General features: G+C 40.2%; 14 protein-coding genes and 4 pseudogenes. 2 read left to right on the top strand and 16 right to left on the bottom strand.

The annotated features are described in order from the left end of the window. Window positions 1-440: 440 nt before the first annotated feature. The 5 genes and pseudogenes from K348_RS0102815 to K348_RS0102795 form a co-directional block, all read right to left on the bottom strand. Window positions 441-1,511: an alpha/beta hydrolase gene (locus K348_RS0102815; protein WP_029902699.1), complete on the bottom strand. Its 1,071-nt coding sequence runs from the start codon at window positions 1,509-1,511 to the stop codon at window positions 441-443. 11 nt (window positions 1,512-1,522) lie between these two features. Beyond that, window positions 1,523-2,101, bottom strand: coding sequence for a DapH/DapD/GlmU-related protein (locus K348_RS0102810; RefSeq protein WP_029902697.1), 579 nt, complete (start codon window positions 2,099-2,101; stop codon window positions 1,523-1,525). A gap of 128 nt (window positions 2,102-2,229) precedes the next feature. Continuing rightward, a pseudogene (locus K348_RS0102805) lies at window positions 2,230-2,754 on the bottom strand (flavin reductase family protein); the annotation flags it as partial. A gap of 23 nt (window positions 2,755-2,777) precedes the next feature. Further along, window positions 2,778-3,215: pseudogene (locus tag K348_RS0102800) on the bottom strand (cupin domain-containing protein); the annotation flags it as partial. Between the two features lie 121 nt (window positions 3,216-3,336). Beyond that, on the bottom strand, window positions 3,337-3,990 hold the full coding sequence (locus K348_RS0102795) for a flavodoxin (protein WP_029902690.1): 654 nt from the start codon (window positions 3,988-3,990) through the stop codon (window positions 3,337-3,339). Window positions 3,991-4,226: 236 nt separating this feature from the next. On the opposite strand from K348_RS0102795, the pseudogene K348_RS18295 reads away from it, so the two are divergent. Further along, window positions 4,227-5,125 (top strand): annotated as a pseudogene (locus K348_RS18295) (helix-turn-helix domain-containing protein). Beyond that, on the top strand, window positions 5,122-6,030 hold the full coding sequence (locus K348_RS0102785; RefSeq protein ID WP_029902688.1) for an AraC family transcriptional regulator: 909 nt from the start codon (window positions 5,122-5,124) through the stop codon (window positions 6,028-6,030). Before K348_RS18295 ends, K348_RS0102785 begins: the two are co-directional and overlap by 4 nt. On the opposite strand, the gene K348_RS0102780 is transcribed toward K348_RS0102785, so the two are convergent. From K348_RS0102780 to K348_RS0102730, 11 genes and pseudogenes are all read right to left on the bottom strand, one after another. Continuing rightward, complete coding sequence (locus K348_RS0102780) at window positions 6,027-6,971, bottom strand: EamA family transporter (RefSeq protein WP_029902679.1); 945 nt, start codon at window positions 6,969-6,971, stop codon at window positions 6,027-6,029. The two genes, K348_RS0102785 and K348_RS0102780, sit on opposite strands and share 4 nt — an antisense overlap. Before the next feature lie 7 nt (window positions 6,972-6,978). Then, window positions 6,979-7,830, bottom strand: coding sequence for an aldo/keto reductase (locus K348_RS0102775; RefSeq protein WP_036930043.1), 852 nt, complete (start codon window positions 7,828-7,830; stop codon window positions 6,979-6,981). Between the two features lie 5 nt (window positions 7,831-7,835). Then, window positions 7,836-8,993, bottom strand: coding sequence for a MalY/PatB family protein (locus K348_RS0102770; RefSeq protein WP_029902676.1), 1,158 nt, complete (start codon window positions 8,991-8,993; stop codon window positions 7,836-7,838). Next, window positions 8,990-9,457, bottom strand: coding sequence for a cyclophilin-like fold protein (locus K348_RS0102765; RefSeq protein ID WP_029902674.1), 468 nt, complete (start codon window positions 9,455-9,457; stop codon window positions 8,990-8,992). Before K348_RS0102765 ends, K348_RS0102770 begins: the two co-directional genes overlap by 4 nt. 16 nt (window positions 9,458-9,473) lie before the next feature. After that, on the bottom strand, window positions 9,474-10,340 hold the full coding sequence (locus tag K348_RS0102760; RefSeq protein ID WP_029902672.1) for a DUF3737 family protein: 867 nt from the start codon (window positions 10,338-10,340) through the stop codon (window positions 9,474-9,476). A gap of 21 nt (window positions 10,341-10,361) precedes the next feature. Beyond that, entirely contained in the window at window positions 10,362-11,321 is a 960-nt protein-coding gene (locus K348_RS0102755) for an aldo/keto reductase (protein ID WP_029902670.1), read from the bottom strand. Between the two features lie 123 nt (window positions 11,322-11,444). Next, window positions 11,445-12,665, bottom strand: a complete 1,221-nt coding sequence (locus K348_RS0102750; protein ID WP_051697542.1) for a DUF418 domain-containing protein — start codon at window positions 12,663-12,665, stop codon at window positions 11,445-11,447. A gap of 136 nt (window positions 12,666-12,801) precedes the next feature. Beyond that, window positions 12,802-13,503: a flavodoxin family protein gene (locus K348_RS0102745; RefSeq protein ID WP_029902666.1), complete on the bottom strand. Its 702-nt coding sequence runs from the start codon at window positions 13,501-13,503 to the stop codon at window positions 12,802-12,804. Window positions 13,504-13,511: 8 nt separating this feature from the next. Continuing rightward, complete coding sequence (locus tag K348_RS19360) at window positions 13,512-14,093, bottom strand: cyclophilin-like fold protein (protein WP_255359398.1); 582 nt, start codon at window positions 14,091-14,093, stop codon at window positions 13,512-13,514. 93 nt (window positions 14,094-14,186) lie between these two features. Beyond that, a pseudogene (locus K348_RS19355) lies at window positions 14,187-14,464 on the bottom strand (cyclophilin-like fold protein); the annotation flags it as partial. Between the two features lie 135 nt (window positions 14,465-14,599). Continuing rightward, complete coding sequence (locus K348_RS0102730) at window positions 14,600-15,478, bottom strand: alpha/beta hydrolase (protein WP_197027619.1); 879 nt, start codon at window positions 15,476-15,478, stop codon at window positions 14,600-14,602. Window positions 15,479-15,758: the final 280 nt, after the last annotated feature.

The raw sequence follows: 15,758 nt of genomic DNA, 5'->3' as shown, positions 1-15,758 counted from the left end.
AGGCTAAGTGAATTTTAATTTATATTACTAAGCTATGTTTTTATAAAATTGCTGTAATACATGTGTCTATATATTGAAATTCAATATAATTGTCTATTTTTAAGATCTTTATATCTTGAGATATTTTTATAATACTCAGATGACATTCTAAAGTTCCAATGCTATACCCGAATGGCAAAATAATCTTTTTATTGGAGTGCTGAGCAGTAAACATATTGCAGGTATTGTCTAGGAAGACAACAGAGTGGTCGGCGAAGAGCAGTTGCATACTTATGAGAATCAGCACTTTCGTGATGGAGGCGAAGGAAAAGATGGAGCTTTTTATGCAGTAACGGATGAAGGAAGATTATACAGGATAGCAAAAAAATTCCGGATATAAACCTATCAATGGATATATTCGGAATTTTATATTTCACTTTTTCAGACTTAAGTCTAATAACTTATTTCAGATTTTCCTTAAAGAAACTCTCTAATTTGTCGAAAGGAATTATATCCGTTTTGTCGTATAAATCCACATGTACACCATTAGGAATAATCATTAATTCTTTCGGTTTGGAAGCTGCTTTGTAAGTATCTTCACTGAAATAGCGGGAATGTGCATTTTCACCGGCAATGAGTAGAATTGGACGAGGAGAAATCTCTTTGATATAAGTTAATATCGGCATATTCATAAAAGATATTGAATTGGTGGCTGTCCACGAACCGTTAGAATTCAATGAACGGGGATGGAAACCCCTCTCTGTTTTATAGTAGACGAAGTAATCTTTTACAAATTGAGGTTCGTTTCCTTCTATTTTATCGGGTAATCCTTTAGGGGCATAGGTCGGAGTTCCGTTCTCTGCATCTACCCAACGTTGTTGGCTCATACTTTCCAATGCTTCGGCACGTTGTTCCGGTGTGGTAGCATCATAATACCCTTTGGCATTTACACGCGACATATCGTACATGCTTGCTGTGGCAACGGCTTTCACACGTTTATCTACGGCTGTTGCATTCAGGGCGAAACCTCCGAAACCACAGATCCCGATGATACCGATTCTATTTTTGTCCACCATTTTTTGTAGACCGAGACAATCAACTGCCGCACTGAAATCTTCGGTATTTATATCAGGCGATGCTACGTTGCGGGGTTCACCGCCGCTCTCACCTGTATAGGAAGGATCGAAAGCAAGGGTAACAAATCCACGCTCTGCCATATTCATTGCATAGAGTCCTGAGGATTGTTCTTTTACTGCACCGAATGGTCCGCTTATAGCGATTGCGGCCATAGTTTCGTTACCGCGATTTTTAGGAACGTATAAATCGCCTGTCAGTGTTATTCCATACCGGTTTTTGAAAGTTACTTTTTCACGGGTTACTTTATCGCTTAACTGAAAAGTGTACTGTTCTGTTTTTGTTGAATCGTTCATATTCTCTGAATTTTGATTGTTTGAACTTGGGTTGTTATTACATGATTGCGCTAAAACCATAAAGGCTGAGCTTAGTGCTATAGTTAAAAATACTTTTCTCATATTCGTTTACTTTAAATGGTTTCGATGGTTTTAATGATTTTTGCCGGAATGCCTCCTACTATTGTATTGTCTGGAACGTCTGCTGATACCACTGCTCCTGCTGCAACAACAGAATTTTCGCCGATGGTTACTCCTCGCAAGATGCTTACACCGGCGCCGATCCAGGCATTTTTCTTTATATGAATATGCCCGACCATTAGCGAATGCCTGTCTTCGGGAGAGACTGGATGTCCTTCGGATAGCAGATTTACATTTGGTCCTATTAATACGCCGTCTTCTATGGTAATACTCCCTAAACCGAGAAAAGTGCAGTTGAAATTGATAAATACACCTCTTCCGATCTTGATATGCTTTCCGTAATTGATGTACAGAGGAGTGAACATGGCTGTACTTTCGTCAATATCTGAACCTGTAATCTCACTCAATATATCCCTTATTTCCGCGGGATCTGCTGAATTATTCATTCTCACGAGCAATTCTTTTGTGGCATACGAGGCCTCCCGCATCCGATATGCTTGCGGATCTCCCGCGGGTATCGTTTCACCTTTTTTCAATCTTTCGAAAATATCAGTTGTATTATTATTCTCCATCTTCTTTAGTTATATTTTTATAATACAAAATTACAACATGAGCCCCACAACAATTTCGTTGTGAGGCTCATATTTCTTCTCTGTCAGGTTCATTTTAATTCGTTTTTATATTCTTTTCCCAATGTGGTACATTTGCCGATTACATCACCAGTTCTCAAATAGTTGTAGCCGGGCATTTCAAAAAGGACGGGTTTTAGTTTGCTGTAGTCCACATTTCCTTTCTCATTGAGGATATCTGTATCTGCATATGTATTATTAATCTTACAGATGAAATTATCGAATGTTTCTGTTTGGTAGTTGTCTAACACTTCACATTCCATTACCAACGGGCTGTCGTCGATAATTGGTGCTCTTGCTTCTCCCGGCTGGTAAGCGAACACTTCTGACTTGTCCACTTTTGTACCGCTAACGATACCCACATAATCGGCACGCTGCAACATATTCTCGTCGATAACGTTTACAGATAATTGGCCTGTTTCCAATATTCCTTTGTTGGTATGGTGGGATTTATGCAGGCTTATCATCACAAGGTCGTGTCCGATAATTCCGATGTGACCTACCAGTACCCAATTTACTTTTTCTTCTATCATTGTTCCGATGACCACAGCGGGTGTGGGATATAAAGCCAGAGTTGATCCTAAGTTCTTTTTCATTTTCTTTTATTATGATTATATTATTTAGTAGTCGCAGCATATTCCTCGTCACTGACAGGTTCGAGCCATATATTTTCGTTTGTCTGCGGATTACAGGCAACGGCAATATGAGAAAACCATTCATCCGAGGCTGCTCCGTGCCAATGTTCAATATTCGGTGCAATTTCGATAACATCTCCGGGCACCATCCGAATAGCATCCTTTCCTCTTTCCTGATAATAACCTACTCCACCTACGGCAACAAGTATCTGTCCGCCGGTATGGCTGTGCCAGTTGTTCCGGCATCCCGGTTCGAAAGTTACATTGTTCATCGGTACATTTAATTCGCTCATGTGGGTAAGCGGAGCGAGCCACGATCTTCCCGAAAAATATTGGGCATATCCTGCATTCTCTTCGCCTACCGGAAAATCACTGATCTTTGGTACTACTGAATTCGTTACTTTCATATTATTCGTATCCATATTATTACTTTTTTCGTCTTTGGTTTTATTGCTACAGGAGATCAATACTACCGTTGAAACTACTACCATTGTTATAATTAAACTCTTTTCCATTGTAATCTTAGTTTAAATAATTACTTCATTATTCAGCAAGGATATTGATCTGCCGGAGCCAAGCATTGATACGGCTTTCCATTTGTCCCAATGAACCCGATGTGAGCAATAATGTTTCGGTAAATGTAGCGTTCGGACTTAGTGCGCGTGCTTCTGTAACCGATGTGCTTATACCGCTGCTTCCGCTACTGGCAAAGAGGGCAATATGTTTTCCAGCAAGTTGACTGCCCTGATTATGTAAAAACGTTTGCATCGGAGTAGCCATGTGTCCGTACCAGATGGGATAACCGATAAAAACTACATCATAGTCTTCCAGATTTTCGACGGTGGTATTAATAGCCGGATAATTACCCTGTGAGATAGCCGACTGTTCACGTTGCGCCCGTGCGAGCATTAAGTTATAATCTTCATCATATGCCACTGTGGGAACAATTTCAACAACATCACAGTTCAGTGTTTTGCCGATTGCCTCTGCCATTGACTCCGTATTGCCGCTACGGGATGCAAACAATACAAGATATTTACCGTTACCGGTGGGGTTTTCGCCATCGTTATTATCATCACCGTCATTGTTCTCATTTCCATTTTGTTCTGTATCATCCGTTTTATCCGAATCTTTGTCGCATGCCGTTACTGAAAATACCAGTAAAAACATGAAGGGAAATAATAAGAATCTTTTCATGACTTTTTAATTTTAATTGTTGGATTCCATTTGTTTATTTTCATGTAACAAAATTAAAGGATGTAGGGCATAGGGAGTGTAGATATATTACGGATGATTATACCCATATTACTGTTTTTAGGGGCGGTTGTATATATATTACAGATAGTTATACCTATATTACTGTTTTTACATTTACAGGTGTATCTCATTCATTTTTAATACATATCTTTGATTAGAAAATCAAAATTCAGCTTATGGATGAAGTAATAAAAGTCGATACGATTGATCAGTATAATAAGATATTCGGATTGGAAACCCTGCATCCGTTAGTGTCAGTTGTAGATTTGACTAAGGCAGTAAAATGGCCTACACATTATCGATTAATTATAGTATCTATTGCCTGTATCTTAAAGATACCCGATGTGGGAAAATACGCTACGGACGTCAGAATTACGACTATGAGGAAGGTTCGATAGTGAGTTTTGCTCCCGGACAAGTGGCCACAACTGAAATTGAAAACGGAGTTAAGCCTTCAGGCCGTGGAATACTGTTTCATCCTGATTTAATCAGAGGTATATCATTAGGCAAAGAAATGAAACATTATTCATTCTTTTCGTATGAGTCCAATGAAGCGTTGCACCTGTCGGAGAAAGAGCGTGAAATCATCGTAGATTGTATGGATAAGATTAGTATCGAATTGGAACATTCTATTGATAAGCATAGCAAACGTCTCATTTCGAAGAACATTGAATTGCTGCTCGATTATTGCATGCGTTTTTATGAAAGGCAGTTCACTACCCGATCAGAAGTCAACAAAGATGTTATCAGTAGGTTTGAAATGCTTTTGGATGCTTATTTTCAGAATGAAGATATACGGCAGGAAGGACTTCCTACAGTGAAATACTTTGCGGATAAAATTTGTCTTTCACCTAATTATTTTGGTGATTTGATTAAAAAAGAGACAGGTAAAACAGCACAGGAGTATATCCAGAATAAATTAATAGATGTAGCTAAGGAATGGATATTGGGTACTGATAAAACTGTCAGTGAGATTGCCTATGAATTGGGTTTCCAGTATTCCCAGCATTTCAACCGCTTCTTTAAGAAAAATGTCGGTCATACACCGACCGAATACAGGAAATTGCAAGCGTGAGAAGGATACTACATATAGATACGGTAAAACAATGTAATAAAATAGTAGGTGAAACTACGCTTCACCCTTTAGTAAGCGTAATCGACCTGTCTAAAATAAATCGGGAAGAATTTTATACACTTCAGGTTGATTTCTATTGCTTTGTTTTGAAAGAATATAAATGCGAACATTTTGCGTTCGGACGAAAGGAATGCGACTACTCCGACGCAACGGTTGTTTTCCTGTCACCGGGAAAAGCTATTGATATGGAAAGAAATCACGATGTGGAAGTATCGGGCGGTTGGCTATTGGCTTTTCATCCTGAACTGTTAAAAGGGACATGTCTGGGTATGCGCATTGATGAATATACATTTCTGAATTACAATAATGAAGAGGCATTGCATATATCAGGGCGCGAAAAGAAAATCTTTATGCGTTGTTTGGAGAATGTAAATGAAGAACTTCACCGTTGTATTGACAGACATAGCCGGGAATTGGTAACTAAATCGATTGATCTGTTGCTGAGTTATTGTTCCCGTTTTTACGAAAGACAGTTTATTGTCCGTAATGAGCTGAATAAATGCCAGATGAAAAAAACAAATAAGATTATCAATGAATACTATTTGAATGGTAAAGGTATATCCAAAGATCTACCTTCAACTAAACACTTTGCTGATTTGCTTGGCATATCTCCGGCTTACTTTACCGATTTGCTGAAACAGGAAACAGGGCATACTATAACTGAATATATACAGGCTAAGCGGATGGAGATTGCTAAAAAATGGTTGAGAGAGACAGATAAAACTGTTGCAAACATTTCTACTACACTTGGCTTTTCTTCTTTGGAATATTTCGGCCGGTTATTAAAAAAGGTTATCGGATATACGCCGGACGAATATCGTAAAACATACGGCACAGGAAATTAGTCTGTTTTAATCTTGTGGAATTTTCTATTTCTGTTAATCATCATTACGCTTAGCAAAATCACAATCAACCCTGCTATCTGCACCCATGTAACATCCTCATTTCCGAGTGTCATCCCGATAAATACCGCCACAAACGGATTCACATAGGCGTGCGTGGCTACTTCTGTTGCTGGACGAACTTTCAACAGCCATACGTAAGCCGAATAAGCCATGATAGAACCAAAAATAATCAGGTAAACTAACGATAACCATGAGGTATGGGGTACGGCTTGTAAATCGGTATTGGCTATATCTCCATTAATCATAGCGCATACCCAGAAAGCTCCGCTTGCAAAAAGCATCTGCCATGCAGAGCCTGCGAAAGCATTTACTTCTTCTTCGTGAGAAGAACGGTATTTGGCGTATAACGTTCCCAATGCCCACGAAATACACCCGAACACCAGTAAAAGAATACCGTATTCCCTGTGTTCACCCGGTGCATTATCCAGTTTGAATTGTTCAACATATAACATCAATACTCCCAGAAAGCCCACAACTATGCCAATGATAATCAACGGACTTCTGAAATTCTTCTTCCACATCGGTGCATCGAGCGCCATAATCCAGATGGCTGTAGAACTGGCAATAATCGCTACCAGACTACTGCTGATATACCGTTGCGCAAGCATCACAACTGCCATATCTATAAATAACAAGACTATACCGCTAATTGCCGATTTCCTGATAAGGCTTTTTCGGAAAACAGCTTCACCCCGATACCGGCACCATAGCAGCAGAATCAATCCCGCCGTAGTGAAACGAAAAGCCCCCAAAAGAAATGGAGGCAATCCTTTCAGGGCAACACCGATAAAATAATAGGTGGAACCCCAGACTACATAAATCAGGAAATAGGCTACAATAATACCTGTTTTCGATACGCCGTTCTGTTCCCGCTTTTGCATATAATCGTTATGGGATAAATCTTATTGCATCCATTCGTATTGCCGCTTCCGGATCATTGTAATCGTTAAAAAAAGTCTGGTTCATATCTATTGAACGGATAATCTGCATATCTTCGTCGGTCAGATGGAAATCGAAAATATTGAAGTTCTCGACAATCCTTTCCTTACGAACCGACTTCGGTATGGCAACTACGCCTCGTTGCGTTAGCCAACGAAGAATTACCTGGGCAACAGACTTTCCATATTTTTTGCCGATAGCTTTTAATATTTCGTTTCTGAAAATACCGTTCTTCCCTTCGGCAAAAGGTCCCCACGATTCAATTTGTATACCATTGTTTTCAAGGAACTTATGCGTTTCCTCATTTTGCAGGAAAGGGTGTGTTTCTATCTGGTTTACGGCGGGTATTATTTCATTGTGAAGAATAAAATCTATAACACGGTCATTATAAAAATTCGATACGCCGATAGCACGGATTTTCCCTTCCTTGTAGAGGTCTTCCATAGCCCGCCACGAGCCGTAAACATCGCCATAAGGCATGTGTATAAGGAAAAGATCTATATAATCTGTTCCCAGCTTACGAAGCGAGTGGATAAAAGACTCTTTGGTCTTTTCATATCCGGTGTCTTGTACCCATACTTTTGTAGTAATGAATATTTCTTCACGTGGAATGCCGCTTTCTTTTACCGCTTCGCCCACTGCTGTTTCGTTTTCATAGACGGCAGCTGTGTCAAGCAGACGGTAACCTGTTTCCAATGCGGTAAGCACGCTTTCTTTACATTCTTTCAAATCACTCACCTGAAAAACGCCGAAACCGAGCAAAGGCATTTCGACTCCGTTATTTAGTTTTACTTTTTCCATACTTATTATTGTTTTAATACTTTAAGCCTATTTAGACCCTCCACCAAAAGAGAACGTGGGCAGGCAATATTGATGCGGATAAATCCTTCTCCGGCTGCACCATACATCATGCCTTCGTTTATCCAAAGCTTTTCTTTATTTAATAACATTTCGGAAATCTCTTTTGAAGTCTGTTTCAATGACCTGCAATCTATCCACACCAGATAAGTCGCCTCCAGTTTTGTTACGGGTAGATGAGGAAGGTTTTTGGTGAAAAAATCTTTTAAGTATTCGTAATTGGAATACAGATAGGTTTTCAGTTCTTCGAGCCATTCCTCACCTTCGTTATAGGCTGCGGTAAGGGCTTCTACGGCGAAACAATTTATCTCGCAGACTTCGTTTACATTCAGAGCCTTGTCGATCTTCCGGCGTATCTCCTCATCGGCTGCGATAATATTAGCCACCTGAATACCTGCCAGATTAAAAGTTTTAGTAGGTGCAATACAGGTAACCGAATTTTGCAGGAATTGTTCGCTGATAGATGCAAATGGGACATGTGCATATCCTTCATATACAAGGTCACAATGTATTTCGTCCGAAATAACAATTACATTGTTTTGCAGGCATATTTTGCCTATGCGTTCCAATTCTCCACGCTTCCATACCCTGCCCACAGGATTATGCGGACTGCAAAGCAACATCAACTTTACTCTGGGGTCGGCAGCTTTTCGTTCAAGATCATCAAAGTCAATGGAATATGTGCCCTCTTTATATACCAGTTTATTTGCAACCATTTCACATTCATCGTTGCGAATGCTTGAAAAGAAGCAGTTATAAACGGGGGTCTGTACCAGTACTTTATCACCGGGCACAGTTAGGGCTTTAATTACAGAAGACAAAGCAGGAACTACACCGGAAGTGAATAATATCCATTCTTTATTAATAGTAAAATTATGCCTTCTATTAAACCAGTCAATGGTTGCCTGATAATAATACACAGGGACTTTGGTATATCCGAATACACCGTGCTCCACCCTGCGGTGCAAAGCATCTATAACAGCAGGAGCCGTACGGAAATCCATATCGGCTACCCACATTGGCAATACATCGTTATCTTTTGCCGAATCCCATTTATAGGAATTGCTGTTCCTGCGCTGTATTATTTCGTCAAAATTATACTTCATTCTACTTCCTGTAATTCAAATTTCACGTTGTCAATAGAACCTTTAGTTTTAAGGACATCAATATTGCCGTCGAATTTTGCAATCCGTATCAGGCTTGATGAATTTCCAAAGTCCTTATAGAATATCGCTACATTTCCCCACGGAGAGTAATAGGTTATATCTCCTGTAACCGCGTTTATACTGCTTGCCCCTTCGATAGAAAGCTTTCTCTCGGGATAGAAAATCTTTTCCGAACTGGCATAATCATCCATTTTTACGGTCAGGGGCAGTAATGAGATAAAATCTTTCGCAGTGGGATTATCCGCGAATGTCGCAGTAAGGACGACATCTCCTATGGTTACTTTCAGTTTCATATTTTCAATTATTTGTTCCGGATCTTTTTCCGGTTCATTTTCTGTTTTATTGCAAGCCGATAATGATATGGTAAGTATGATACCCCAGAATATTAATAATATCTTTTTCATCCTATCAAATAGTTTATTACGATGCAAAACAAGTTTCTTTATTCAAACGGATTTTGCATCCTTCGGGATTTTTACAGTTTTCATCAATAATAACTTCACCTACACTATCGCATAGAATAAAACCGTCTGTCGGATTCTTGATGCTGACAATATTACTGTTTACTACGGCTTCTAATGTGCTGTACTCAAATGCCAGGTCGCAATCTTCTGCAAAAGTGCAATTTTCCATAACAAGATTTGTACAGTAGCATAGGGGTTGTGTTCCTGATATTTTGCAGTTTACCAGTTTCAGGTTTTTGGAGTGCCAGCCGAGGTATTCACCGTTCAATTCAGAATCGTATACGGTAACGTTTTCAGTTTTCCAGAAGGCGTCTTTAGAATCGAGCTTCGCATTGCGGATAACTACGTTCTTAGCATCCTGAAATGAATAGTTACCTTGCAAATAGAAATCTTCGATGTCAATATTTATGCCGTTCATAAATATATAGTCTCCACCGCGTACCTGAACATTCCGTAATTTCATATCGCGGCTGTTCCAAAGTGTTTCGGCTGCCGTACTGAATTTCACATTTTCAAGATATAGACCGTCTATTTCACGGAACATTTTAGGCGCATCCACACGGGTATTAATCATTCGCAGGTTTTTAGAATACCATATTGCCGCACGTCCGTAAACGGTAAACAAGCTGTTTTCAATCAATGCGTTTTCATTATGCCAAAAAGGATATTTGCACATAAATTCGCAGTTGTACGCTTCCACGTTTTTGCATTCTTTTAAGGCTGATTCTCCGGGATAGAATTTTACGTTTTCGAGGCGTATATCGTTTGTTGCAAATAAAGGTCTTTCTCCTTCAAAAAATGTGTCTTTGATTACTTTTTTCATTGTTGTAATTTATTTTATTAATTATATATTAAGTTCTTTTTGTATACGTGTTACACGTGCTATGGCATCGTTCATCTGTCCAAGGGTTTCAAAACCGATAGTCATGCAGTGTATATTTGATTCTGTCAGGGCAAAACGCAAGGATTGTTCGCGTTCTTCGTCTCTGACGCGGCTTCCTTCACCGAATATTTTCATGCCGATAACCCCTTTGCCATTACGGCAGGCGGTTGCCAATACCTCTTTTATCGTATCGGGACTTCCATCCATGTGTGATTGAAAGGGATTGATACGGGCAAGTATTACGTCTACCCAAGGCGATTCGGCAGCGTCGCGGAGTGCGTCGAGACTGTGGGCAGATATTCCTACTGCTTTTATGATACCTTCTTCTTTGGCGCGTGCTAGTCCTTCCATAGCTCCCTGACGGCTGTTTGCCCAACCGCCGGATGTCATATAGTGCATCAGGATGATATCGAAATACTCTGTTCCGACTTCACGGCGGAAATGGTCAATCCGGTTTCGGGTATCCCTTTCAGAAAGTCCGCTGCTGGAAGTTATCTTGGTAAGGAGCGTCAGCTCTTCGCGTGGCATATCTTTGATAGCTTCCGCTACAAAACGATGGGATCCGTAGGCTTCCGCCATATCATAGAACCGCATGCCCCGCTCGTAGGCATTGTGGGCAAGGCTAACAAACTGTTCCATTCCCATACGGGTCTGGTTGGAAGAGCCACCCCAACCTACGGTTCCGGTTCCCATCGCTAAAAGTGGAACGGTAAGGCCGGTTTCACCCAATTGTACTTTGGAGTTCAGTCTCACAGTTTCATTATCACCGTTATCGCCATTATTATTTCCGCCGTTTCCGTTTCCATTATTGTTTCCATTATCCTGTTCATCGTGGGGTGAGGAGCAATTGATATTCAGCATACCGGTGCCTATAAGTGTAATTCCTGCCATCCCTTTTTTAATGAATTTTCGCCTGTCCATTGCTTATATATTATTGAGTGTAATTATTCAATGATATTTCATTACATACAAAATTAAAGGTATTAAACTGTATTCTTTTTGCTAAAAAGCTCATAGTTATTTGTTTACAGGCTCACTCGTTTTTTATATAATAAGTTGCATCCATTTGCCGTATGTTATCATCCGCCATCCCCATTCCAGAGGGCCGAAGCGCAAGTGTTGAAGCCAGAAAAAACTATATATAATCTGTACAAGAAATACTCCCGCTGCTATTAGTTCGACATAAACTAAACCGACAGTTGTACCAAACCCAAAACCTATGCCATAGAATATAATCATACCGAAAACGGATTGCATCAGGTAATTAGTAAGTGCCATACGTCCGGGTGCGGCAAAGGTTTTAAATATCCTGTTTTCTTTATGGGAGATATACCAGAGGCATATAGCGGTGATATATCCGAGTGATAATGGTAATATACTTACGGTATATAAAAAAGAGTGGATTGTTAATCTCCACGGATGACCGTTCATAGCACTGTAAGCATAAAGTAAAGTAGTTGGGATACCAATAAGAAAGCCATAGAAACGGACTTTCTTTAAAAGTAATTGCTTATCATCCATCTCTGCATATAGTTTATTCCGTCCGATATAAAGTCCGATCAGGAATAATCCCATTACTTTAAATGCGCGGTTGCCTTCTATAAATTCCTGCATACGGATAAAAGAGCCAGCAATATTGAAGTGTAATACATCGAGGTAGGTTTGTTTTTCGGCAAGCCATACCGGGAAAGTTTCATCTGTAATACCGAACATATTATGGAAATAGGAAGTAGCTTGTATTGCCGGTGCCGCAAGGCTCCAACCGAGAAACTGTACACCTACATCAATCAGAAGAGGAAAAACGAGGAACAGTACGGCAAATTGCAAAATTCTTTTGTTCGATACGTTTCTGAATAGAGGAAGGAAGAAACCTAAGAAGGCATAGAGTATCAGAATATCTCCTGCCCAGAGTAAAACGAGGTGAAACAATCCGATAAGAAATAAAACAGCCATCCGGCGGTAGAAGATTTTCATTCCGCTAGTTCCTTTTTGTGCGGCATTGGAGAGTATAATGGAAAAGCCGATACCGAACAAAATTGAAAAGACAGTATAAAACTTACCGTCAATGAAAATATATTGCATATAGCGGACAATCCGGTCTATTCCGGCGGTAGGCATCGCTGCGGTAACGGAGATATCCAGAAAACTGTATAATGAAAATTCAGGAAAGTTAGCCAGACAGATACCCAGTAGTGCCAATCCTCTTAATGCATCGAGAATGATATACCGTGGTTTTGGTGCTTCTATTTTATTATTATTTGTCATTTAATGATAATACAAAGGTAGAGACTGTATAAGAAAGAAGTTGTAGACAAATTACGGTTCTTACTACCATTATTACTGATCTTTACTTGTTGAAGGCGCTAAAAAAGCGCCTTCTTATTTTTCTTGTTTATATGATTTATAATTCAAGTCCTAATTTATAGGCATTATCCAGGTGTTTGCCGTCAATATTTCGTGTTTCTTCTTCGCAACCTTTACAATCTCCGGCTAAGTACATGCCTTTTTCTTTATTGCCAAATATTTCGCTTAGTATGTGGAAATAGCGTACAGGCTGATCGAAAGTTGTTTCTTTATTGTCACCAGATGTCATTAACAATACCATTTCTTTCTCCGGATATTTATCTTCCGTAGAAATGGCATATAGCCTCTCAATAAAAGCTTTCAGCCGTGATGATATGGTCCAGAAATGCATGGGCGACGCCATAACCAGTGTATCACATTCCGCAAACAATGGATAGATATCCTGCATGCCGTCTTTGAGAACGCAACGGTGGTTGTTATGCTGGCAGGCTCCGCATCCGTGGCAGCCTTCTAACTGCATACTACCCAGATAGACTTTGGTTACGGAATATCCCTTTTCAGAAACACCTTTGATATAAGCATCCGCCAGATTATCGGTATTTCCTTTTCTTGTTGCTGAACTCATCAGGACAAGAACATTTTTCTTGCTTCCTTCTTTTGTCATCTTTTCTATTGCCTGAGGGTATTTACTCTCTTCCGGTTGTTCCTGACCTGTCAGGTAACGGTAAACAGCAGCTCCACCTACTAATAAACTTCCTGCTGTAATGAATGTGCCCTTTAAAAAAGAACGTCTTTGCATATTTATTTTTATATCAGCTCAAATATTACCGTAACGCTGCCACCTCCCAGTGCGCTTTGTAATCCTGACGGATTATCTACGCTGCCGATGCGGGTATAGCTATACGATGTAGAAAATGTTTTGTAAAATAGTACCAATGTTGTCGATCCGTACAGCATCAGATCGCCATTCTGTATCGTTCCGGGATTAGACGCATTGGTCGGTAAGGATTGTGGAAGTCCGTAATATTTCTCATTCCCATTCAGTTCGGACATATTTATCGTCATAGGCAATAATGTTTTGAAAGCAGTAGCCGTCGGATTGGAAGCTAATGATACATTGAATGTATTTGAACCTACGGTTACTCTCATCGTATTGCTATCTACTAGCGGATTCCATTTGGCATATAGAATACTATTGCCAGTCAGTGTATAGTTGCTTCCGGCTGCATAATCGGTTCCGGTGCCATTAGGTTGTGTATTCCAGCCTGCAAAAGTATGACCGGTACGGCTTAATCCGCTCCCGTCGTTCAAAGTGATTACAACTCCGGCTTTATCGGTTACCGGTGCCGGTGCTGAACCGTTTTCAGCACCGTTGATATTATAGGTCAGGGTTGCATTTTGAGGTTCGGGTGTTATTTCACCGAAAGTAATAGTTACAGTGCCGGAACCAACTGCCGATTGAAGGGAGGAAGGATTATCAATCGTTCCGATGCGTGTATAGCTGTACGAAGTCGGAAAAGTCTTATAGAAAAAGACCAGGCCGAGCCATATAGGTTCAAATCTCCCGTACGAATAGTACCGGGGTTGGCAGCCGACTGTGGAAGACCTTGCGGTAACCGGTAAAACTTCTCATTGCTGTTTACATCCTCCATAGATATTGTCAGAGGAAGAAGCGCTTTAAATGCCCTTCCTGCGGGAGTATCGAAAACTGAGAGTGTAAAGGTCTGTGAGCCGACGATAACAGGCACTTTTTCTTCCATATACGGAGGAAGTTCCGTTTCGGGATTGTCGTCATCATCGTTGCTACACGAACTGAGTCCGGTAACGGATGTCATAGACAACAGCATTATTAAAAATATGGATAACTTTTTCATGACTTTATGTTTTGATATTTATTATTGTAGGGCTTTCGTAAAGAAATCCGTCAGTTTTTCAGTTACCTGTTCCACATAAGGTGATTTATCGTATAAATCTACGTGGGTTGCTCCGTGAATAGTATAAACTTCTTTCGGCTCATTGGCTTTTTCGTAGGCTGTATCGGTGAAATAGATGGTATCGGCTTCGCTACCGATAATCAACAATAGCGGACGTGGAGCAATGGTTTCTATGTGTGCAAAGGCATCGAATGAGATAAAGCGGTCGTTGCAGGTAAACAAGAATTTATTATGGGAATTCGGATGCGATGCTCTCGGTGTGCAATAATACTCATAGGCTTCTTTTTGTATCACCGGAGTGTCTTCGGTAAATTCTTCAGGCGAGTTAGGTACATATCCTACCAGAAGGGGTTCTACTCCTCTGGCTTCACGAGTGCGTTGTGCGGCAACATCCAAAAGTATTTGTTTCTTTTGTTCATCTGTCCATCGGAGGGCAAATCCGTTGCGCTGGCTGTCGCCTACATCCCATGTGCTGATTCCGGCTACTGCTTGTATACGCAGTTCGGTTTGTGTGGCTGCAATGGCATATCCTCCTCCGGCACAGATACCCATTGCTCCGATACGGTCTTCATCGATATAAGGCAGTGTAACCAGATAATCGACTGCGCAGCGTATGTCTTCAACCCGGTTGAAAGGATCGTCCAGATAGCGGGGCATTCCTTCGCTTTCGCCCTGATAAGAGGCATCAAAAGCAAATCCGATGAAACCGTTATCGGCAAGTTTACCTGCATACAGTCCGGCAACTTGTTCTTTCACTCCGTTGCCGGGGTGTGAAACAATTACGCTGGGGTATTTCTTATGAGGATCGAAATCGGCTGGGAAATGAATTTCACCCGCCATTTTTAATATGTTGTTATTAAAAAAAACTTTTTGTTTAGTACTCATTTTCTATTCTTATTTATTTGATTAATTTATTTATTTTAGGTGCCAACTGATTGATTGAATTCATCACTACAAAATTACACAGCATCTATCTTATCGTTTTCGTTATCAGGCTCAAATACATTTGTTATCAGGCTCATGAGTTTTTTATTGTATTCGGTTTGTTTTGAAATAATAAAAAAGGTGATAGAATTTACTATCACCTTGAGCATTAATTGTTATAATGTATTGTTATTTT

It is taken from the genome of Prevotella sp. 10(H), from assembly GCF_000711235.1.
Lineage (GTDB): Bacteria > Bacteroidota > Bacteroidia > Bacteroidales > Dysgonomonadaceae > Dysgonomonas.
The sequence above is the reverse complement of the archived record's forward strand: the minus strand, read 5'-3'. Positions and strand labels throughout refer to the sequence as shown.